Below are 19,432 nucleotides of genomic sequence, written 5' to 3'. Positions count from 1 at the left end.
CTGCGTTGCCGCCGGCGCGTTAGCCTCGAGCCATGCCCGACCAGACCCGCACCGACGCGCGCGACGGCGTGCTCGTCGTCGGCTCGATCAACGCCGACGTCACCGCCTACTCGAGCCGCCTGCCGCGGCCCGGCGAGACGTTCGCGGGCGAGTCGTTCGCGCTCGGCCTCGGCGGCAAGGGCGCCAACCAGGCCGTCGCCGTCGCGAAGGCGGGCGCCCCGGCGCACATGGTCGGATGCGTCGGCGACGACGAGTTCGCGCGCCTCGTCACGGCAGAGCTCCGCGCCGCCGGGGTCAGCCTCGACCACGTGCGGTCGGTGCCGGGCCACACGGGCATCGCCCACATCCGGGTCGCAGGCGGCGAGAACGACATCGTGATCGTCGCGGGCGCGAACGACGCGCTCAACGACGCGCAGCTCGACGCCGCGTTCGCGGCGCTCGGCGGCACGGCCGGCGTCATGCTGACGCAGCTGGAGACGCCGACGGCGACGACGGCCCGCGCGATCCGCCTCGCCCACGACGCGGGCATGACCGTCATCCTCGACCCGGCGCCCGCGCCCACGGCGCCGCTCGACGACGCGCTCTGGCCGATGATCGACATCGTCAAGCCGAACGAGACCGAGGCGGCGCTCCTCACGGGCATCGCCGTCGACTCCCCCGCGAGCGCCGCGGCGGCCGGCCGCTGGCTCGTCGAGCGCGGCGCCGGGGCTGCCATCGTCACCCTCGCCGGCGCGGGGAGCGTGCTCGTGACCACCGACGGCGTCACGGAGCACGCGGCCATGCGGGTCGACCCGGTCGACACGACGGCCGCGGGCGACGCCTACGCGGGGCACCTCGCCGCATCCATCTCCCGTGGCCTGCCGCTCGAGGAGGCGATGCGCCGGGCGAGCGCCGCAGGCGCGATCACCGTCACGCGCCGCGGCGCGTCGGCGAGCCTCGCGACCGGCGGCGAGGTCGACGCGCTGCTCGCGTCCCGCGTCGCCCGCGGAGGCTAGGCCCCGGGACGCTCCCACGGCGCCGCGACCGGGAAGTACGCCTCGAGGAACGCGCGCACGGCGGCGGTGCGCTCCTCGACCGAGATCTCGGGGAACGAGCCGTCGTTGAGGCAGAACATGTCCTGATCGCGCTTGCGCAGCAGCCGCTGCATCGCGGGCAGCGCCTGCTTGAGCGTCGTCTCGATGTACTGCACCTTCGCGGCGTGCTGCTGCACCGCGCGCCCCGTCATGAGCGCGTAGTAGTGGTACAGCGAGTTGGTGACCGAGATGTCGGTCGCCGAGCGGAACTGCGCGGCGGCCGTGCGGCGGAACTCCTCGGGGAACTCGGCCTCGAGCTCGGCGGTGACGCTGCGCCGCAAGGGCGCGGCGCAGTGCTCGAGGTGCCGCGTGGTGATGGTGCCGAAGCGCTCGTGCAGCAGCCGCCGGTTGGTGCGGGCGGCGTTGTCGTGGCCCGAGCGGCTCGGATGCGTGTCGCCGAGCCCGATGCGCGTCGTCGCCTCGACGAACTTCGTGATGCCGCCGGGCGAGAAGAAGAGCTCGGGCTTGAGCGGCCGGCCGAAGAACATGTCGTCGTTCGAGTAGAGGAAGTGCTCGCTGAGCCCCTCGATGTGGTGCAGCTGCGCCTCGACCGCGTGCGAGTTGTGGGTCGGCAGCACCGACGGGTCGGCGAACATCTCCTCGGCGCGCACGATCCGCACCTTCGGGTGCTCGGCGAGCCACGCGGGCGCGGGCGAGTCGGTCGCGATGAAGATGCGCCGGATCCACGGGGCGTACATGTGCACCGAGCGCATGGCGTAGCGCAGCTCGTCGATCTGCCGGAACCGCGCCTCGGAGTCGTCGCCCTCGCCGACCACGTAGGTCTGCATGCGCTTGGCCCGCTCGCGCTGGAACTCGTCGCTCGAGCCGTCGACCCACGAGAAGACGATGTCGATGTCGAAGGTGACGTCGCTCGCGTGCGGCTCCCACATGTGCTCGATCGTGCGCCACTGGCGGCCGTAGCGCTCGACGACGTCCTCGATCGCCTCCGAGCGCGGCATCGTCCGGCGCATGAGCGCGTTCGGCAGCGGCGCGACGATGGCCTCCTCGCCGAAGCGCCACAGCTCGAGCTGCGCCGCGGTCTCCGGTCCGTAGCGCAGCCGCCCGGCGGGCTCGACGCGCGGGCGGTAGACGCGCATCGCGGCAGCCTTCCGGTGCGCCGAGAGTCGCCCGTCGGCGAGCAGCACGCGGCCCGAGCGGGCGGCCTTGCCCGGCGCGATGGCCTCCGAGTAGAACGGCTCGTCGGCGAACGCCTCGGCGAGCGCCGCCTCGAGCTGCGAGCGCCGCGCCCGATCGACGACCACGATCGGTCGCCCGTCGTCGTCGCGCACGAGCAGGCACGGGATGTCGGCCGCGTCGAGCGCGTCGCGGATCGCGAGCAGGTCCTCCACCATCGACTCGTGCGGCGTCATGTGGCCCGCCTGCAGCGCGTAGCGCCCCTTGCGCATCACGACGTCCGGCCGGTCGAAGCGCGCGAAGCGGCCGCCGGTCGGCAGCAGCACGGGCTCGTACGCCCCGACGCTGCTCAGGCGCACCGCGGAGGCGTCGTCGGGGTCGGGAGCGGCGATGGCGCGGGCGGTTCCGGCGACGTCACGGGGCGACTGGATGCTCAGATGCGGGTCCTCTCTCGGTTGCGGCACGCGGGGTACAGCACCCTCCATCGTACGTCCGGCGCCTCCGAAGTTCGAAACAGCGTCCTGGAATCCGGTGGAGCAGCGGCGTGTTGTGTTCGGTACACGCCGCGTTCACGTCGCGTTCTCCGGCACCCGCTGGACTAGCCTCCGGGCAGAGCCCGACGTCGTGCTGAATGAACACCTGGGATTGGGATCCATCGTGACAAGCCGCTCGGCCGAGCACCCCCGGCCGGACCACTTCCTCCTCCACATCTCCGACACGCACCTGCTCGCCGGCGGCGGCCGCCTCTACGACCGCGTCGCGAGCGAGGAGCACCTGCGCCGCCTCTTCGACGAGTTCGAGGCCTCCGGCGCGCGCCCCGAGGCGATCGTCTTCACCGGCGACCTCGCCGATCGGGGCGAGGCGGATGCGTACCGTCGCCTCCGCACGATCGTCGACCCCGTCGCCGCCGACCTCGGCGCCGAGGTCGTGTGGGTCATGGGCAACCACGACGAGCGCCGCGCCTTCCGCACCGAGCTGCTCGACGAGCCCGCGTCCGACGCCCCGATCGACGCCGTGACCCGCATCGGCGGCCTGCGCATCATCACCCTCGACTCGACCGTGCCCGGCCATCACCACGGCGAGGTCGCGGACGCCCAGCTCGACTGGCTGCGCGCCGAGCTCGCCGACCCCGCGCCGGAGGGCACGATCCTCGCGATGCACCACCCGCCGGTGCCGAGCGTGCTCGACCTGGCCGCGAGCGTCGAGCTGCGCGACCAGCGGAACCTCGCCGAGGCACTCGTGGGCACCGACGTGCGCTCGATCCTCGCGGGGCACCTGCACTACTCGTCGACCGCGACGTTCGCGGGCATCCCCGTCTCGGTCGCATCCGCCACCTGCTACACGCAGGATCTCAACGTGCCCGTCGGCGGCACGCGCGGCCGCGACGGCGCGCGCGCCTTCAACCTCGTGCACGTCTACCCGACGACCGTGCTGCACTCGGTCGTGCCGCTCGGCGAGTACGCCGCGCTCGACTGGATCGACGCGACCGAGTCGGCGCTACGGCTCGAGCGCGCCGGCGTGCGCATCGACGAGGCCGAGCGCGCCGCCCTCGTCGGCTGAGGCCCGGCCCGGCCAGCCGGGCGAGACCAGCTGCTGCGCCTAGACCAGCCGCGCCTCGATCGTCACGTCGTCGGTCACCTCGACCTGCACGTCGGCGAGCCGGATGCCCTCGGGCAGCTCAGAGGCGAGGTCGATGCGGCGCCCCTCGAGCTTCGCGACGCGACCGCGGACCGCGCCGAGCAGCGCCGCGATGAGCGGGTTGCCCGAGTCGAGCGCGATGTCGCTGAGCGTCACGCCCATGCGGTCGTCGATCGACGCGCGCGCCGTGCCGGTGACGTGCCCGCCGATGAGGCCCTTGCGCAGCTTGGCGTCGAGCCCGAGCCGCAGCTCGCGGGGGCCCTCGGCCTGCACGTCGATGTCGAGCTTCGTCACCGTGACGCCGTGGTCGAGCAGCGCCGACTCGGCGAGCCCGAGCACGGCCTTCCCGAGCTGCTCCTTCGGCACGGCGACGCGCGCCCAGCCGTGCAGGGGGTGCGCGGCGTCCGGGCGCGAGAGCTCGACAGCGAGCTCGCCGTTGTCGGTCTCGATCCACTGGAACGGCACGTCCGAGAGCTCGGCGTCGAGGCGCACCGCGGCGCCCGAGATGCGCATCGGATCGGCCTTGACGCGCAGGCGCCGCAGCACCGCGTCCTCGCTCGACACCGGCGCGCCCTGCGGCTCGAGCCGCGCGCGATCGCGGTCGACCTCGCTCGCGAGCGTGAAGTCGGTGAGGTCGAGGTGCAGGTGCTCGACGTCGGCGCCGTCGAGCGCCGCGTCGATGATGGAGGTGCAGGCGATGCCGGCGGGTTCCGCCGCCACCACGAGGGTGCGGATGCGCTTCTCCAGCTGTGCAGCGGAGGTCGGCCTGGGTGCGTGCCCGAGGAGGATGCTTTCAGCCACGCCGTGAGCCTACGCCGGATCGGCCGGAACTTCTCCCAGCGCGCGGCGCATGCCCGTCTCGGCGGCCTGCATGATGCGCTCGTGCTGCGCGGCGAGCATGTGGTGGAAGACCGGGCTCGCGAGCCGGAGCGGCCGCGACTGCGCCTCGACCTCCTGCGCGAAGGCCACGCGCGTGCCGCCGCGCACGGGCACCATGCGCCACATGCACCACCCGTGTAGGTCGCCGCGCATGAGCACGCGCAGCTCGTCGTCGGCGGTGAGCGACTCGATGATCGTGATGCGGATGCGGTAGCCGATCGGGGCGCGCACCTCGAGCCGGGCGGCGCGGCGCGTCGCGCTCGAGACGTCCTCGACGACGCGGACGCCCGGCCACCACGCGCCGTAGCCGCGGACGTCCTCGAGGAGCGCGCGGACCGCCTCCGTCGACGACGGCACGATCCAGGTGGAGCCGAAGCGGTAGTGGGTGCGCATCGCGTCCATTGTGGTCTGGCGCACGCCCGCGCGGGGGCGTAGCGTCGCCGTCACCGCCGATGCTGGGCAGATCCTCAGGGGTCGCCCGCCGAGGCGACGGCGGGCGCGAGCAAGGGAGCCGGCGATGAGCCTCGTGGTGCACTTCGAGATCCACGCGAGCGACCCCGAGCGCTCGATGGCGTTCTACTCGCAGCTGCTCGGGTGGCGGTTCACGCCCTACGGCGAGGATCCCTCCTACTGGACCATCGACACCGACCCGCGCGCCGTGCACCTCGGGCCGACCGGCGCGGTCGTGCCGGGGCACGGCATCCAGGGCGGGCTGCAGCGGCGCGAGGGACCGGCGCCCGAGGCCGGCGCACCGGTCGCGGGCGCCAACCTCGTGGTGGGCGTCGACGACGCGGATGCGGTGCACGCGCGGGGTGTCGAGCTCGGCGGCCGCTCGGTCTCGGAGCCCGAGGACCTGCCGGGCATCGGCCGCATCGCCTACCTGCTCGACCCCGACGGCAACCTGTTCGGCGTCATCGCCGACCGGCTCTCGGACGGCACGAGCGCGATGCCTCCGGTCGCCGACGCGTCGATCGACCCGATGCAGGTGACGCCGGAGCCGTAGCGTTCTCGCCGGGTCGCACGCCGACCGGTACGCATTGGTCGCGCCACGCGCTGGTGCGCGACCGATCGGTACCGGTCTGCGGGTTCAGGCGGTCAGCGCCTCGCGGAACTCCCGCAGCAGCAGCTCGAGGTCGGCCTCCTCGATGACGATCGGCGGCGCGAGGCGCACCGTCTGGCCGTGCGTGTCCTTCGCGAGGACGCCGCGCTCGAGCAGCCGCATGCAGACGTCGCGCGCGGTGCCGATGGCCGGGTCGATGTCGATGCCGGCCCACAGCCCCGCCCCGCGCACCGCGGTGACGCCGTGACCGATGAGCTCGCGCAGGCCCGCCTGCAGGCGCTCGCCGAGCTCGCGGGCGCGAGCCTGCATCGTGCCCTCCTCGAGCATCCGCACGACCTCGAGGCCGACGGCCGCCGCGAGCGGGTTGCCGCCGAAGGTCGAGCCGTGCGAACCGGGCGTGAGCACGCCGAGCACGTCGCGGTCGGCGACGACGGCCGAGACGGGCACGACGCCGCCGCCGAGCGCCTTGCCCAGCAGGTAGACGTCGGGCACGACGCCCTCGTTGTCGCACTGGAACGTCGCGCCCGTGCGCCCGAGGCCCGACTGGATCTCGTCGGCGATGAAGAGCACGCGCTCGCGCGTCGTGAGCTCGCGCGCCGCCCGCAGGTAGCCGGCCGGCGGCACGTTGATGCCCGCCTCGCCCTGGATGGGCTCGAGCAGCACCGCCGCCGTGCGGGGCGTGATCGCCGCTTCGAGCGCCGCGATGTCGCCGAACGGCACGCGCACGAAGCCGGGCGTGAACGGCGCGTAGCCCGTGGTCGCATCCGGGTCGTCCGAGAACGAGACGATCGTGGTGGTTCGGCCGTGGAAGTTGCCCTCCATGACGATGATCTCGGCCTGCCCGGCCGGTACGCCCTTCACCTCGTAGGCCCAGCGGCGCGCGACCTTGATGCCCGACTCGACGGCCTCGGCGCCGGTGTTCATCGGCAGCACCATGTCCTTGCCGGCGAGCGCCGCGAGCGCCTCGACGAAGGGGCCGAGCGCGGCGGAGTGGAAGGCGCGGCTCGTGAGCGTCACGCGGTCGAGCTGCGCGTGCGCCGCGGCGATCAGGCGCGGGTTGCCGTGGCCGAAGTTCATCGACGAGTAGGCCGCGAGGCAGTCGAGGTAGCGGCGCCCGTCGATGTCGGTCACCCATGCGCCCTCGGCCGACTCGACCACCACCGGCAGCGGGTGGTAGTTGTGCGCGGCGTGCGCCTCGACCTGGTCGATGGCCGCCTGCGTGCGCTCGGTGACCGCGTGGCCGCGCACCGCATCCGTCGTCGTGTCGTGGGTCATCGTCGCCTCCATCGCGTCGCTCATCGCCGCAGCTCGAGCGTGCAGCACTTGATGCCGCCGCCGCCCAGTAGCAGCTCGGACAGGTCGAGCCCGATCGTCTCGTAGCCGCGCTCGGCGAGCTGGCGCGCGAAGCCGGTCGCGCGCTCGGCGATCACCATCGTGCAGCCGTCGCCGAACGAGTTGAGGCCCAGCACGGATGCGTCGGCCTCGTCGACGAGGATCGCGTCGGGGTAGCGGCGCTCGAGCTCGCGGCGGCCGGCCTCGTCGAAGGCGGCCGGCAGGTAGGCGATCTGCTCGTCGTCGAGGATCGCCATCGCGGTGTCGAGGTGGTAGAAGCGCGGGTCGACCAGGCGAAGGCTCACGACCTCGCGGTCGAAGATGCCGCGCAGCTCGTCGTGCGACTCGAGGCTCGTGCGGAAGCCGTGGCCCGCGAGGATCGCGCCGCGCGAGAGCAGCATGTCGCCCTCGCCCTCGTTGACGTGGCGGGGGCGGTGCACCTCGAAGCCGTTCGCCTCGAACCACGCCATGTAGGCGGGGCCCTCGGGCTGCCGCTCGGCGTAGGTGAACTTGGCGCCGTACGCCTTGCCGTCGAGCGTGAAGCCGCCGTTGGCGGCGTAGACCATGTCGTCGAGGCCCGCGATCGGGTCGATGAGCTCGACGTCGTAGCCGAGGCTCGCGTAGGCGTCGTGCAGGGCATGCCACTGCTCGAGCGCCCTCGCGGTGCTCGTCGGCTTCGACGGGTCCATCCAGACGTTGATCGCCGACGTGACGGTGAAGTGCTCGGGTCGGCACATGAGCACCGTCTTGTGCTTCGGCGTGCGCGGGCTGCGCTGGGCGTCGTCGGCCATGGCGCCAGTATGCGTCACGTCGCTCGCCTCGGGCCTCGTGGTGGTCTCCTGCATCCATCGATCGTCGCAACCAATTGGCGCAATTGCGCGGGCTCCAGCGCAGGTTTCTTGCAGATCGGGCCGGAGCATCCGTAGATTCGTGCATATGGACCGAATCGACCACGGCATCATCGATCAGCTGCGCCTCAACGCGCGCGCGGGCTACGCCGACATCGGCGCCGAGGTGGGGCTCTCGGCCTCGGCGGTGAAGCGGCGCATCGATCGACTCATCGCCGACGGCGTCATCCGAGGCTTCACGGTGCAGATCGACCCGAAGGTCGAGGGGATGGCGACCGAGGCCTACGTCGAGCTCTTCTGCCGCGGCACGGTCTCCCCCGCCGACCTCAAGCGCATGCTCGCGGGCGTGCCCGAGGTGATCGAGGCGAGCACCGTCACCGGCAAGGCCGACGCGATCGTGATGATGCGGGCGCGCGACGTGATCGCCTTCGAGGAGGCGCTCGAGAAGGTGCGCGCGGCAGCCTCGGTCGACCACACGACCTCGGCGATCCTGCTCTCGAAGCTCATCAGCCGGCAGGCGGGCTGACGCTGGGCGCGCCGTCGGGTCCGTAGCCTGGTCGCATGGGCGTCATCACCGTGTCGGCGGTCTGCTTCGAGCGCGCCGACGGCGCCGTGCTCACCGTGCGCAAGCGCGGCACGGAAGCGTGGATGCTGCCGGGCGGCAAGCCCGAGGCCGACGAGACGGCCGCCGAGTGCGCGGTGCGCGAGGTGCTCGAGGAGCTCGGCGTCGAGATCGCGATCGCGGCGATCGAGCCGATGGGCGAGTTCGTGACGACCGCTGCCAACGAGGCGGGCTTCGCGCTGCACGCGAGCGTCTTCCGCACGCGCGCGGCGATCGACCCGCAGCCGCGCGCCGAGATCGAGGCGATGCGCTGGATCGACCCGGCGGTCGGCATCGACGACCCCGCGGAGGCGCCGCTCAACCGCGAGCTGATCTTCCCGGCGCTCGTGGCCGAGCGCGCGGTGGGCCGCGGCCCGTCGGGGGTCGAGGGCGCTGCGCGGTAGCCGAGCGCACTGCGCGGTCGCCTCGGGCACTGCGCCGTAGCGACCCTGCGCATCCGCCCGGACATGCGAAGGGGGCCCGACCATCGATGGTCGGGCCCGCCTCGCGAAGTAGGACGGCATCAGATGCCGTGCATTGCCCCGTCCATGTAGCGGGACTCCCTCTGCATCCCGGCGCGAACCGGAACCCTGTCAAGCCCGATTCCCCTTGCGGGGCCCCAGCCGGGCTGTGCCCAACGCTACGTCCGGCACCTAGGAGTCGTCGATGGGGAGAACTCCCCATCCGCTGTGAACGAGGATGCGCGAGCGATGTGGCACGCTACGCGCCGATCACTCCGTGTGGCGGGGCGAGCGCCACGCGAGCACCCAGTCGACGGCGATCTCGGTCGCGAGCGCCGGCATGAGGTTGAGCGCGCCGTTCCGCGCCCCGACGAGCAGCGGGCTGCGCGTGCGGGTCGTGCTGCGGGCGACGCGCTGCGCGAGCCGCTGGAGGCGCTGCGTGCGGTCGACGCGCGCGCGGTCGTACTCCTCGAGCGCGCGCTCGAACCCGTGATCCTCGAGCAGCACGCCGAGCGTCGCGGCGTCCTCGAACGCCATGCTGCCGCCCTGCCCGAGCGTGGGCAGCATCGCGTGCGCCGCGTCGCCGACGAGCACGACGCCGGGCCGGTGGAACGACCGCAGCCGCGTCGCGAGCGACCACAGGTCGCGCCGCGCGATGCCCGCGAGCGGCGTCGCGGCGATGTGGTCGCGCACCTCGGGAGCCCAGTCGTCGAACTGCCGCAGCGCCGCCGCGACCTCGTCATCGGCCCTGCCGCCCATGGGCGCGCGCGCCATGCCCCACCAGTAGACGCGCCCGCCGTCGATCGGCTCCATGCCGAACTCGGCCCGCCGCCCCAGGTACTGCCGGGTGCCCGAGGGCGAGTCGGCCTCGGCCTGCACGACGCCGAACCACGTGGTCGCGCCCGAGTAGTCGGTGCGCGCCTTCGGCCACAGCGCCCGGCGCACCGCCGAGTCGATGCCGTCGGCGCCGACGACGAGGTCGGCCTCGATCGTCTCGAAGCGCCCGTCGCGGAGCGCCCGCACCTGCGCCTTCGTCGCGCGCGCCTCGGCCTTGCGGTCGATCGGCTCGTCGCCAGGCTCGAGCAGGCGGTGGATGCGCCGGCCCACCTTGGTGCCGCGGGCCCGGTCGCGCCGCCGCTCGCGCTCGCTGCGCGCGTCGCTCGAGTCGGGGTCGGCAGCGCCGTGCTCGATCGTGACGGACGCGCGGCCGCCGGCCGACGCATCCGTCGCCGACACCACCCGCATGCCCGTCTCGACCTCGCGATCGCCGCGCAGCAGCTCGAGCAGGGTGCCGCGGTGGATGGCGTGGAGCGCGCTGCTGTCGGTGCGGAAGCCCTGCTGCAGCGGCGATCCCTGGTCGGTGAAGACGCCCTCGGGCAGCTGCCGCACGGCGGCATCGCGCACCGCGTCGCCGACGCCGAGCTCGTCGAGCGCGGCGAGCCCGTTGGCGGTGAGCGTGATGCCGGCACCGAAGGTGCGCACCTCGGGGCCCGCCTCGAGCACCCGCACCTGCCAGCCGGCGGCCTCGAGCGCGCGGGCGGCGGCGAGCCCGCCGAGTCCTGCACCGACGATGATGGCGGTCTGCGTCATGCCCCCGAGGCTAGTGGCGGCGGCTGGGCGCGGCCATGGCAGGTCGCGCCGGCGATCTCAACGGCTGCTCGCGACGGATGTGCCGGATGCGTGCACATGCGTGCCGCATGGCCGTTGAGTCCCGCCGCGCGACGGGTCGGTCAGTCGTCGGTCGATCGTCGCTCAGTCGGCGGCGGGGGCGTCGGCCTCGCCCGAGCGCTGCGACACGCGGCGATCCCACACGAGCCACTTGTCGTCGATCGCCTGCTCGATGTCGACGCCCGTCGCGTGCGCGAGCGCGAGCAGCATGCCCACCGCATCCGCGAGCTCGAGCGCGAAGCGCCGGTCGATCTCCTCGGGGCTGTGCCCCTTGTCGCGCTGGCGGCCGGTCTTCGCGAGGTAGGCCTGCACGAGCTCGCCGACCTCCTCCTGCAGCTTGAGCACGAGCCAGTCGGGATCCCGCTCGAAGCCGTAGATCTCCGCGTAGCGACGCGAGATCGCATCGATCCGCTCAGCGGCCGCGCGCATCTCCATGCACGCCATGCTCGCATGCACGCGTAGATTCGACCCTATGGAATCTGCCTTCGACGACCTGCTCGCGCACAACCGCACCTACGCCGAGTCCTTCGACCTCCAGGGCTTCGACGGCGTCGCGCGGTCGGGCGTCGCGATGGTGACCTGCATGGACTCGCGCATCGACCCCCTCGGCATGATCGGGCTCAAGCCCGGCGACGCCAAGATCATGCGCAACCCCGGCGGCCGCGCGACCGAGCGCACCCTCGTCGCGCTCGTACTGGGCGTCAACCTGCTCGGCGTGAACCGGATCCTGCTCGTGCAGCACACGCGCTGCGCGATGGCCTCGAAGTCGGAGCGCGAGCTGCTCGCCGACATCTCCGACGCATCCGGCACCGACGCCTCGTGGCTCGACCTCGGCGCGATCGAGCACCAGCGCCTCGCGATCATCGAGGACGTGCACCGCGTGCGGTCGCACCCGCTCATCGGCGAGCGCGCGCAGGTCGGCGGCTTCCTGTACGACGTCGACACGGGGCTCATGGAGCAGGTCGCCTGACGCGCGGGCGGCGCCGGCTGCCGTGACGCGGGCCTCGTCAGGTGGTCTGCCGCACGGGCCGCACCTCGTGCCCTGACGCGCCGGCTCCGCACCGTCCGTCGACCGGTCCTCGCGGCCGTCGAGCGCTCATCGGGCTCGAACGCGCCCAGAACCGGTCGACGGACGGCAGGATGGCCGCATGACGAACCCGTTCGAGCAGGTGCCCCTCGCCGAGCTGCGCGAGCGCACGAGCATCAAGTGGCGCTTCTTCGAGCCCGACGTGCTGCCCATGTGGGTCGCCGAGATGGACGTGCTGCCGGCCGAGGCGGTCACGCGCGCCGTGCACGACGCGATGCGGCGCGGCGACACCGGCTACCCCGCCGGCACCGCCTACGCCGCGGCGTTCGCGCGCTTCGCCGACGACCGCTGGGGCGCGACCGTCGACGTGCCGCGCACGGCGCTCGTGAGCGACGTGATGATGGGCGCGTTCGAGCTCATCCGGCTGCTGACGCCGCCGGGCGGCTCGGTGATCGTCACGAGCCCCGTCTACCCGCCGTTCCACGCCTACTCGCGGCACGCCGAGCGCGCGGTCGTCGAGGCGCCGCTCGGCGACGACCTGCGGCTCGACGTGGCCGCGATCGAGGATGCGTGCGCTCGCGCCGGCGACGCGGGCGCCGTGCTGCTGCTGTGCAACCCGCACAACCCCACCGGCATCGTGCACACGCGCGCCGAGCTCGAGGCGGTCGCGCAGGTCACCGCGCGCTACGGGGTGCGGGTGATCTCGGACGAGGTGCACGCGCCGCTCACGTTCGACGCGACGTTCACGCCCTACTGGAGCGTCGACCCGCGCGGCCTGTCGCTCACGAGCGCGTCGAAGGCGTTCAACCTCGCGGGGCTGCGCACCGCGCTCATCGTCGGCGGCGCCGGGACCGGCGAGGATCTCGCGGGCATCGCCGAGGTCGTGAGCCACGGCCCCTCGCACATCGCATCCATCGCCCACGTCGCCGCGTTCGACGAAGGCCGCGACTGGCTCGACGCCGTGCTCGCGGGGCTGCGCGACAACCGCGCCCTGCTCGCGAGCGCGCTCGCCGAGCACGCGCCGACGATCCGCTGGCGGCCGGGCGAGGCGACCTTCCTCGCGTGGCTCGACTGCCGCGGCACGCGCGTCGCCGATCCGGATGCGCGCGCCGACCCGGGCTACGTCGGCCTCTCGGCAGGCCCCGCGAAGGCGTTCCTCGAGCAGGCGCGCGTGGGCCTGAGCGCCGGCGAGGCCTTCGGCACCGGCGGCGAGAACCACGTGCGGTGCAACCTCGGCACGCGACCCGACGTGATCGTCGAGGCCGTGCGGCGGATGGGTGCGGTCGCGTGAGGATCAGCCTCCGGCCGCTCGCCGACGACGACCTCGACACGCTCTTCGCCTGGGAGCGGGACGCCTCGGCCGTCGAGCTCGCGGCGTTCACGCGCGAGGACCCGAGCGATCGCGCCGCCTTCGACGCCCACTACCGGCGCGTGCGCGCGAACCCCGAGAACACGATGCTCGCGATCGAGGCGGACGGCCGGTTCGTCGGCACGATCGCGAGCTTCACGATCGAGGGCGACCGGGAGGTGAGCTACTGGGTCGATCCGGCCGAGTGGGGCCGGGGCATCGCGAGCGCCGCGCTGCAGGCGTTCCTCGAGGTCGAGCGCACGCGACCGCTGCACGCGCGCGTCGCCGCGCACAACGGCGGCTCGGCGACGGTGCTGCGCCGCTGCGGGTTCGTGCGGCACGGGGAGGAGACCTCGTTCGCGCCGGGCCTCGGCCGCGACGTGGTCGAGCACCTGTACCGGCTCGACTGACGCGCGGGTCAGGCGCCGGCGAGCAGGTCGACCATGCGCTCCTCGAAGCCCGGCTCGACCTCCATCACGACGCGGTGCCGCGCGCCCTCGGGCTCGGGCCACTGGCCCCACTCCCCCTCGAGCTCGGTGACCGTGCGGCCGCGCGCCGGGCCGTCCGAGCAGTCGACCCGCACGTCGACGATCGGCGAGAGCGTCGTGCGCACGAGGCCCGTCGCGACCGCGAGCGCGAGCGCGTCGTGGTTGCCCGAGGCACGCTCGCCCGTGTAGCCCTCGTAGTAGCGCAGGTAGAAGTCGAGGATGCGGTCGCAGAACCGCCCGATCTCGCCGCCCGCGGCGAGCCGCGCGCGGTGCTCGTCGGTGATGAGCGACGTCATCGTCACGTCGAGCCCCACCATCGTGAGCTCCCACGGCGCGTCGAAGACGACCTGCGCGGCATCGGGGTCGTGCCAGATGTTGGCCTCGGCGGTCTCGCTCACGTTGCCCGGGGCGAGCGCCGCACCGCCCATGATCGTCACCTGCCGGATGCGCTCCGGCAGCGTCGGGTCGGCGTCGAGCGCCGCGGCGAGGTTCGTGAGCGGCCCGACCGCGACGATCTCGAGGGAGCCGGCGTGCTCGTGGCTCAGCCGCAGCATGAGCTCGACCGCGCTCTCCGGGCTGAGCGCGGGCACGTGGGCCGTGTCGGCGCATCCGCCCAGCCCGTCGGCGCCGTGCACCTCGGGCGAGAAGACGGCGGGGCGCCCGTCGCGGGGGCCGGCGGCGCCGATCGCGACCGGCACGTCGCCGTGGCCCGCGAGGTGCAGCACCTCGGAGGTGTTGCGCGCCCCCTGCTCGACGTCGACGTTCCCCCACGTGACGGTGCAGCCGACGAGGTCGATCTCGTTCGAGAGCGCGGCGGTGAGGATGGCGAGGGCGTCGTCGATGCCCGTGTCGACGTCGAGCAGCACAGTGGTCACCGGAAGAGCCTAGGCCGGGCGTGGCACCCGGCGCGGCACGGATGCGGGTCGACACTGGGTGCCATGTTCGGCGACCCGGATGTGCCCCAGCGCGAGGGCGTGCGGCTGCGCGCCGCGTGGGCGGAGGCGCTCGGCACGACGACCGCTGCCCTCGAGGGCTCGGGGCTCACGCGCGTCGAGCGCGACGACCTGGATGCCGTCGTCGTCGTGCGGCTCGGCGCCGCGACCGTCGTGGCCGCACCGCCGAGCGCGAAGGCGGCGCTCGGTGCTGTGTCGGCTGAGGCGCTGCTCGACGCCGACCGGATCGCCGCGGCGCTGCCGGGCGCGCGGCCGATCGGCTCGGCGCACCTGCTCTTCACCGGCGCGCGGCCGCCGCTGCCCGACCGCGAGGCGGTGCCGGCGACCTCGTTCGACGTCGCCGCCGTCGGCGCCTCGATGGCCGAGGACGAGTGGGACGAGGCCGGCGTGCAGACGATGGAGCGGCGCTGGGCCGTGCGCGACGGCGACGCCGCGGCGGCGGTCGCGGGCTACCAGCCGTGGCACGGCGCGGTCGCCCACCTCGGCGTCGCGACCGCGCCCGGCCGCCGCCGCGGCGGCTTCGGCACCGCGGCGGCCGCGCGGGCGGTGCGCGAGGCGGTCGACGCGGGGCTCGTCGCGCAGTGGCGCTGCCGCGTCGGCAACGAGGCGTCGCTGCGGCTCGCCGACCGGCTCGGCTTCACGCGGCTCGGCATGCAGGCGTCGGTGGCGCTGGGCTGAGGGGGCCGCGCGGGCGCAGCGGCGGCGCGCGTCGGCGGGTCGGCAGCTCGACTGGTCAGCTGATGCAGAGGCAGAACGGGTGGCCGGCCGGGTCGAGGAAGACGCGGAACGTCTCGCCCGGCTGGAACGCGTGCTTCGTCGCGCCGAGCGCGAGCGTCGCCGCCTCGGCCTCGTCGAGGTCGTCGACCTCGACGTCGAGGTGCATCTGCTGCGGGTGCTCCTGCGTCGGCCACACCGGCGCGCGGTAGTCCTCGACCTGCTGGAAGCAGATGACCTGGCCGTAGTCGGCGCGGATCTCCATCCACGTGTCGTTGCCGTCGCTGCCCGTCTGCACGGGCCAGTCGAGGAGGGCGCCGTAGAACTTCGCGAGCGCGGGGGCGTCGGGGCAGTCGATCACGAGCGATGGGTAGCGTGCGATGGCCATGCGGGGCACGCTACGCGACGGCGCCCACGGGCGGAACCCGCCGCATCCGCCCTGCTCGCCCGCTTCGGCCGAGCCGCCGCGGCGGAGCCGCAGGCTCAGAACCCGTGCACGAGCGGGAAGATCGGCAGCGCCTCGGGGTGGTGGGCGTGCACGATGACGAGGAACACGATCGCGTCGAACAGCAGGTGCACGGTGACGACGTAGAAGAGGTTCTTCGTCCAGGTGAAGATGGCGCCCTGCACGAGCGCGAACGGGATGGTGAGCAGCGGCCCCCACGCCTGGTAGCCGAGCTCCCACAGGAACGACACGAAGATGCCCGCCTGCAGGATGTTGGCGAGCCACGGCCGGAAGTGGCGCATGAGCAGCGTGTAGACGGTGCAGATGAAGAACAGCTCGTCCCAGAGGCCGACGGCGTTCACGCCGACGAACAGCCGCGCGATCATGCTCCAGTCCTGCACGGCGGGCCAGTTGAGGTACACGCCGGAGGTCAGGAAGTAGAACGGCAGGATCAGGTAGGCGGCGAAGACGACCACCACGAGGTACACCCACATGCGGCGCGACCAGCGGCCGCCCGCCCACGGGAAGCGGATCGTGCGGTCCTTGAAGCCCCAGCGGGTGATCGCGTACGGCAGGATCACGGCGCCGCCGAGCGCGAGCGTGAAGCGGATCATGCCCGCGTCGGAGATGTCGGCGTGCAGCGAGATGGTCGAGATCCAGGTCAGCGCGATCGCGATGACCGAGAGGTCCTGGCCGAGCTTGCGGGAGGCGCCGGCGCGGTCGGTGAGGATGCCGCCGATCACGCCGGCGACGAGCGGCACGTAGCCCCAGTCGGTCAGCACCCAGAAGAGCAGGACGGCGGCGAGCGTGACGAGCGCGGCGGGCACGATCGCGATCGGTCGCGTGGTGGTGCCTGTCGCCGCGATCGTCACGCTTCAAGCCTAGGGATGCCCGGCTGGGCGGCGGCGGTGGTGTCGGCGGCGCGGGCGACGTGGGCGGGGCGCCCGTCATCCCAGCGGATGATCCGCGCTCGGTCGCGCGATGCAAAGGCGGCCCGCACGCGCGTTCTGCGCGCTCGGATGGAGCCATGCACAACGATCCGCACCCCGCCCCGCACACCAACCGGCTCGAAGCCCACCGGCTCACGCACGTCTACGGCGAGGGCGCGTCGGCCTCCCCCGCGCTCGCCGACGTCTCGCTCACGATCGGCGCCGACGGCCCCGAGGCCGTCGCCATCATGGGCCCGTCGGGCTCGGGCAAGTCGACGCTGCTGCACGTGCTCGCCGGCATCGTCGCGCCCGCCGACGGCCGCGTCGTGTGGCGCGGGCAGGATCTCGCGACGATGCGCGACGGCGCGCGGACGCGGCTGCGCCGCAGCGACTTCGGCTTCGTCTTCCAGTCGGGGCAGCTGCTGCCCGAGCTGCCGGCGATCGAGAACGTCGCGCTGCCGCTCATGCTCGGCGGCGGCTCGCGCGTCGGCGCCGAGGCTGCCGCGGGCGCGCTGCTGCACCGGCTGGGGCTGGGTGCGATGCTGCATCGGCGGCCGGGCGAGCTCTCCGGCGGGCAGGCGCAGCGCGTCGCGATCGCGCGGGCGCTCGTCGGGCAGCCCGGCATCGTCTTCGCCGACGAGCCGACCGGCGCGCTCGACCGCGCGACCGGCCAGGCCGTCATGGCCCTGCTCATCGGCGCGACGCTCGGCCACGGCGCCTCGCTCGTCGTCGTCACGCACGACCCCGAGGTCGCCGCCGCGTGCTCGCGCGTCGTGCGGCTCGAGGACGGCCGGATCGTGAGCGACGGGGCGCCGGCTCCCGCTGTGCCGCCGGTCGAGGAGTCCGCGCCGCAGGCGTCCGCGTTCCACCCGCCGGTCGAGGAGCGGACGCCGCAGGCGCTCGCGTCACTCCCGCCGGTCGAGGAGCGCGCGCCGCAGGCGCTCACGTTCCCCTCGCCGGTCGAGGAGCGCGCGCCGCAGGCGCACGCGTCACGAGACCACGCCCACCTCGCCGCCGGCTCCACGCATCCGTCCCGCTGGTCGGCGCAGGCGCCCGCGCACCCCGCGCCGTACGGGGCGGCGCACCCGGCGCCCCACGGCGCATCCGCCCCCGCCCCTTCCGCGCCGACCTACGGCCAGCAGCGGGTCGCGAACCCGATGCAGCAGTGGATCCAGCAGAGCGCGCAGCACCGGGGCGCGAACCGATGAGCGCCGTGCTGCTGTGGGCGCGGCTGCTGCGCGCCACCGGCCCGCGCGCGACCGACGTGCTGAGCGCGACCGCCTTCGCCTTCGCGACCGCTGCGCTGCTCGCTGTGCTCGGCGGCGTCAACGCCTTCCGGCTGCGGCTCGTCGAGGGGCGGGTCGAGGAGTCGCTCGGCTCGTTCGTGCTCATGCTCGCCTTCGTCGCGGCGGCGCTCCTGCTGCCCGCGGTGTGGACGCTCGCGCAGGCAGCCGTGCGGCTCGCGATCGCGCGGCGCGACGACCGGCTCGCGGCGCTGCGCCTCGCGGGCGCGACGCGTGGGCAGGTGACCGCGATGGCGGTGCTCGACGCCGTCGCGCAGGCGCTCGTCGGCGTGCTCGTCGGTGCGGCGCTCGCGCTCGCGGTGACGCCGGGCATCGCGCGCATCGAGTTCCAGGGGCTGCCGTTCACGGTCGCCGAGCTGCTGCCGCCCGCGTGGGTGTGGGGCGCGGCCGCGGGAGCGGTCGTGCTGATCGCGCTCGTCGCGGCGCTCGCGTCGCTGCAGCGCGTGCACGTGACGCCGCTCGGCGTCGCCCAGCGCGTCTCGCCCAAGCGGCTCTCGCTGTGGCGCATCGCAGGCTTCGTGGCGGTCGTCGCCGCCTACGTCGTGGTGGTCGTGCTCGACCTCGTGCCGGTCGAGCTGACCTTCTCGATCGCCCTCATCTCGATCGTCCTGCTGTCGTACTCCCTCATCGGGCCGCTCGTCATCCAGGGCGTCGCGTGGCTCGTCGCCAAGGGCGCGCGCAGCCCCGCGGCCCTGCTCGCCGCGCGGCGCGTCGTCGACGACCCGCGGGGCGCCTTCAACATCGTCGGCGCCATGGCGATCGCGGTGATGGCGGGCGGCTTCGCGTCCCTCGCGCCCGCGATGGCGGGTGCCGGCGACCCGATGAGCGACGACATGGCGACTGGCGCCGTGCTGACGATCGCGATCGCGGGCGTGCTCGGCGCGGTGCTCGCGGGCATCGCGCAGTCGGCGAAGGTGCTCGACCAGCGGCGCGAGCACCAGGCGATGCACCGGATGGGCGTCGACCTGCCGGTCATGCAGGGCGCGATCGTGCGGCAGGTGCTGCTGCCGCTCCTCATCGGCGTCGGCGGCGCGGCCGGCATGGCGCTGCTGCTCATCCTGCCCACGTTCATGCTGTGGGTGCAGAGCCCCGCGTCGATCGTGACGTGGATGCTCATGGCGGTCGGGGCGGTCGTCGTCACGCTCGGCGCGACGGCGTGCGCGCTGCCGCTCGTGCGGCGGGTCGCGACGGAGGCGGCGCCGGCGTAGGGGCGTTCGCCTCGATTGTCACGAGCAGGCCGCCATGCCCTGCGGAATAAACAAGAGGTCGGGCGCGCGCTACTCTGCGCGCGCCCGACCCGAGATGCTTTCCGCTAGATGAGGTTGCCGCAGACGGTGCGCCCACAGTTGATGCTGGCGTCACCCGCCGCATGGGCGGCTACCGGAAGGCCGACCACCATCAACATCCCGAGAACTGCTCCTGCCGCTAGTTTGCGCTTGAACAAAACTTCCTCCTTGGATCGATTTTGGGTGACGCTAGCGCGCTTCGTACGGGGAGCAAGAGTCCGTTCGCCCTTCGCCGTACCCGCCA

The 19,432-nt window shown here is 73.6% G+C and carries 21 protein-coding genes; 11 read left to right on the top strand and 10 right to left on the bottom strand.

Annotation, left to right across the window (positions count from 1 at the left end):
* Nucleotides 1–32: 32 nt before the first annotated feature.
* The gene (locus tag BLT67_RS08040) at nt 33–995 is read left to right on the top strand and encodes a ribokinase (protein ID WP_092666537.1); all 963 of its coding nucleotides are present in this window, start codon (nt 33–35) and stop codon (nt 993–995) included.
* Here BLT67_RS08040 and BLT67_RS08035 read toward each other — a convergent pair.
* Nucleotides 992–2,566, bottom strand: a complete 1,575-nt coding sequence (locus tag BLT67_RS08035) for a stealth family protein (protein WP_407922502.1) — start codon at nt 2,564–2,566, stop codon at nt 992–994. The genes BLT67_RS08040 and BLT67_RS08035 overlap by 4 nt on opposite strands.
* A gap of 298 nt (nt 2,567–2,864) precedes the next feature.
* On the opposite strand from BLT67_RS08035, the gene BLT67_RS08030 reads away from it, so the two are divergent.
* Nucleotides 2,865–3,767 (top strand): phosphodiesterase, encoded by a 903-nt coding sequence (locus BLT67_RS08030; RefSeq protein ID WP_092666535.1) that lies wholly within the window; start codon nt 2,865–2,867, stop codon nt 3,765–3,767.
* Nucleotides 3,768–3,806: 39 nt separating this feature from the next.
* On the opposite strand, the gene BLT67_RS08025 is transcribed toward BLT67_RS08030, so the two are convergent.
* Complete coding sequence (locus tag BLT67_RS08025) at nt 3,807–4,646, bottom strand: hypothetical protein (protein ID WP_092666534.1); 840 nt, start codon at nt 4,644–4,646, stop codon at nt 3,807–3,809.
* A gap of 9 nt (nt 4,647–4,655) precedes the next feature.
* On the bottom strand, nt 4,656–5,117 hold the full coding sequence (locus BLT67_RS08020) for an SRPBCC family protein (RefSeq protein ID WP_157674278.1): 462 nt from the start codon (nt 5,115–5,117) through the stop codon (nt 4,656–4,658).
* A gap of 124 nt (nt 5,118–5,241) precedes the next feature.
* Between BLT67_RS08020 and BLT67_RS08015 the strand changes: the two genes are divergently transcribed.
* The gene (locus tag BLT67_RS08015; protein WP_092666532.1) at nt 5,242–5,727 is read left to right on the top strand and encodes a VOC family protein; all 486 of its coding nucleotides are present in this window, start codon (nt 5,242–5,244) and stop codon (nt 5,725–5,727) included.
* A gap of 84 nt (nt 5,728–5,811) precedes the next feature.
* On the opposite strand, the gene rocD is transcribed toward BLT67_RS08015, so the two are convergent.
* Nucleotides 5,812–7,083 (bottom strand): ornithine--oxo-acid transaminase, encoded by a 1,272-nt coding sequence (gene rocD / locus BLT67_RS08010; RefSeq protein ID WP_269456961.1) that lies wholly within the window; start codon nt 7,081–7,083, stop codon nt 5,812–5,814.
* A complete protein-coding gene (gene ddaH / locus BLT67_RS08005) occupies nt 7,080–7,907 on the bottom strand; it encodes a dimethylargininase (protein ID WP_092666531.1) in 828 nt (275 codons plus the stop codon). The genes rocD and ddaH overlap by 4 nt, the downstream gene beginning before the upstream one ends.
* A 145-nt stretch (nt 7,908–8,052) precedes the next feature.
* Between ddaH and BLT67_RS08000 the strand changes: the two genes are divergently transcribed.
* Nucleotides 8,053–8,490 carry an Lrp/AsnC family transcriptional regulator gene (locus BLT67_RS08000; RefSeq protein WP_092666530.1) on the top strand — a complete coding sequence of 146 codons (438 nt, stop codon included), beginning with the start codon at nt 8,053–8,055 and terminating at the stop codon, nt 8,488–8,490.
* A gap of 35 nt (nt 8,491–8,525) precedes the next feature.
* Nucleotides 8,526–8,969 (top strand): NUDIX hydrolase, encoded by a 444-nt coding sequence (locus tag BLT67_RS07995; protein WP_092666529.1) that lies wholly within the window; start codon nt 8,526–8,528, stop codon nt 8,967–8,969.
* 327 nt (nt 8,970–9,296) lie between these two features.
* Here BLT67_RS07995 and BLT67_RS07990 read toward each other — a convergent pair whose 3' ends face one another.
* Nucleotides 9,297–10,616, bottom strand: a complete 1,320-nt coding sequence (locus BLT67_RS07990; RefSeq protein WP_092666528.1) for an FAD-dependent monooxygenase — start codon at nt 10,614–10,616, stop codon at nt 9,297–9,299.
* A 162-nt stretch (nt 10,617–10,778) separates the two neighbouring features.
* Complete coding sequence (locus BLT67_RS07985; protein WP_092666527.1) at nt 10,779–11,129, bottom strand: nucleoside triphosphate pyrophosphohydrolase family protein; 351 nt, start codon at nt 11,127–11,129, stop codon at nt 10,779–10,781.
* A gap of 37 nt (nt 11,130–11,166) precedes the next feature.
* On the opposite strand from BLT67_RS07985, the gene BLT67_RS07980 reads away from it, so the two are divergent.
* The 3 genes from BLT67_RS07980 (at nt 11,167) to BLT67_RS07970 (ending at nt 13,479) form a co-directional block, all read left to right on the top strand.
* Complete coding sequence (locus BLT67_RS07980) at nt 11,167–11,664, top strand: beta-class carbonic anhydrase (RefSeq protein ID WP_092666526.1); 498 nt, start codon at nt 11,167–11,169, stop codon at nt 11,662–11,664.
* A gap of 178 nt (nt 11,665–11,842) precedes the next feature.
* The gene (locus tag BLT67_RS07975; protein ID WP_092666525.1) at nt 11,843–13,012 is read left to right on the top strand and encodes a MalY/PatB family protein; all 1,170 of its coding nucleotides are present in this window, start codon (nt 11,843–11,845) and stop codon (nt 13,010–13,012) included.
* Nucleotides 13,009–13,479, top strand: coding sequence for a GNAT family N-acetyltransferase (locus BLT67_RS07970; protein ID WP_092666524.1), 471 nt, complete (start codon nt 13,009–13,011; stop codon nt 13,477–13,479). Before BLT67_RS07975 ends, BLT67_RS07970 begins: the two co-directional genes overlap by 4 nt.
* Before the next feature lie 8 nt (nt 13,480–13,487).
* On the opposite strand, the gene BLT67_RS07965 is transcribed toward BLT67_RS07970, so the two are convergent.
* The gene (locus BLT67_RS07965) at nt 13,488–14,432 is read right to left on the bottom strand and encodes a nucleoside hydrolase (RefSeq protein WP_092666523.1); all 945 of its coding nucleotides are present in this window, start codon (nt 14,430–14,432) and stop codon (nt 13,488–13,490) included.
* 63 nt (nt 14,433–14,495) lie between these two features.
* Here BLT67_RS07965 and BLT67_RS07960 point away from each other — a divergent pair, with 63 nt between their 5' ends.
* Entirely contained in the window at nt 14,496–15,188 is a 693-nt protein-coding gene (locus BLT67_RS07960; RefSeq protein ID WP_092666522.1) for a GNAT family N-acetyltransferase, read from the top strand.
* Between the two features lie 55 nt (nt 15,189–15,243).
* On the opposite strand, the gene BLT67_RS07955 is transcribed toward BLT67_RS07960, so the two are convergent.
* Nucleotides 15,244–15,612, bottom strand: a complete 369-nt coding sequence (locus BLT67_RS07955; RefSeq protein WP_092666521.1) for a VOC family protein — start codon at nt 15,610–15,612, stop codon at nt 15,244–15,246.
* 95 nt (nt 15,613–15,707) lie between these two features.
* Complete coding sequence (locus BLT67_RS07950) at nt 15,708–16,541, bottom strand: CPBP family glutamic-type intramembrane protease (RefSeq protein ID WP_092666520.1); 834 nt, start codon at nt 16,539–16,541, stop codon at nt 15,708–15,710.
* Between the two features lie 155 nt (nt 16,542–16,696).
* Between BLT67_RS07950 and BLT67_RS13840 the strand changes: the two genes are divergently transcribed.
* Together BLT67_RS13840 and BLT67_RS07940 are read left to right on the top strand one after the other, a co-directional pair.
* Nucleotides 16,697–17,806: an ABC transporter ATP-binding protein gene (locus BLT67_RS13840; protein ID WP_092666519.1), complete on the top strand. Its 1,110-nt coding sequence runs from the start codon at nt 16,697–16,699 to the stop codon at nt 17,804–17,806.
* Entirely contained in the window at nt 17,803–19,110 is a 1,308-nt protein-coding gene (locus BLT67_RS07940; RefSeq protein ID WP_092666518.1) for an FtsX-like permease family protein, read from the top strand. The genes BLT67_RS13840 and BLT67_RS07940 overlap by 4 nt, the downstream gene beginning before the upstream one ends.
* Nucleotides 19,111–19,432 lie beyond the last annotated feature (322 nt).

This window comes from Agrococcus carbonis, from assembly GCF_900104705.1.
Taxonomy (GTDB): domain Bacteria; phylum Actinomycetota; class Actinomycetes; order Actinomycetales; family Microbacteriaceae; genus Agrococcus; species Agrococcus carbonis.
Note: the sequence above shows the minus strand (reverse complement) of the source record. Positions and strands in the feature narration are given on the sequence as shown.

Coding starts and splice junctions, on each gene's coding strand:
- BLT67_RS08040 (WP_092666537.1), top strand. CDS start 33: ATGCCCGACCAGACCCGCACCGACGCGCGCGACGGCGTGCTCGTCGTC.
- BLT67_RS08020 (WP_157674278.1), bottom strand. CDS start 5,117: ATGCGCACCCACTACCGCTTCGGCTCCACCTGGATCGTGCCGTCGTCG.
- BLT67_RS08015 (WP_092666532.1), top strand. CDS start 5,242: ATGAGCCTCGTGGTGCACTTCGAGATCCACGCGAGCGACCCCGAGCGC.
- rocD (WP_269456961.1), bottom strand. CDS start 7,083: ATGAGCGACGCGATGGAGGCGACGATGACCCACGACACGACGACGGAT.
- ddaH (WP_092666531.1), bottom strand. CDS start 7,907: ATGGCCGACGACGCCCAGCGCAGCCCGCGCACGCCGAAGCACAAGACG.
- BLT67_RS08000 (WP_092666530.1), top strand. CDS start 8,053: ATGGACCGAATCGACCACGGCATCATCGATCAGCTGCGCCTCAACGCG.
- BLT67_RS07995 (WP_092666529.1), top strand. CDS start 8,526: ATGGGCGTCATCACCGTGTCGGCGGTCTGCTTCGAGCGCGCCGACGGC.
- BLT67_RS07990 (WP_092666528.1), bottom strand. CDS start 10,616: ATGACGCAGACCGCCATCATCGTCGGTGCAGGACTCGGCGGGCTCGCC.
- BLT67_RS07985 (WP_092666527.1), bottom strand. CDS start 11,129: ATGGAGATGCGCGCGGCCGCTGAGCGGATCGATGCGATCTCGCGTCGC.
- BLT67_RS07980 (WP_092666526.1), top strand. CDS start 11,167: ATGGAATCTGCCTTCGACGACCTGCTCGCGCACAACCGCACCTACGCC.
- BLT67_RS07975 (WP_092666525.1), top strand. CDS start 11,843: ATGACGAACCCGTTCGAGCAGGTGCCCCTCGCCGAGCTGCGCGAGCGC.
- BLT67_RS07960 (WP_092666522.1), top strand. CDS start 14,496: ATGTTCGGCGACCCGGATGTGCCCCAGCGCGAGGGCGTGCGGCTGCGC.
- BLT67_RS07955 (WP_092666521.1), bottom strand. CDS start 15,612: ATGGCCATCGCACGCTACCCATCGCTCGTGATCGACTGCCCCGACGCC.
- BLT67_RS13840 (WP_092666519.1), top strand. CDS start 16,697: ATGCACAACGATCCGCACCCCGCCCCGCACACCAACCGGCTCGAAGCC.
- BLT67_RS07940 (WP_092666518.1), top strand. CDS start 17,803: ATGAGCGCCGTGCTGCTGTGGGCGCGGCTGCTGCGCGCCACCGGCCCG.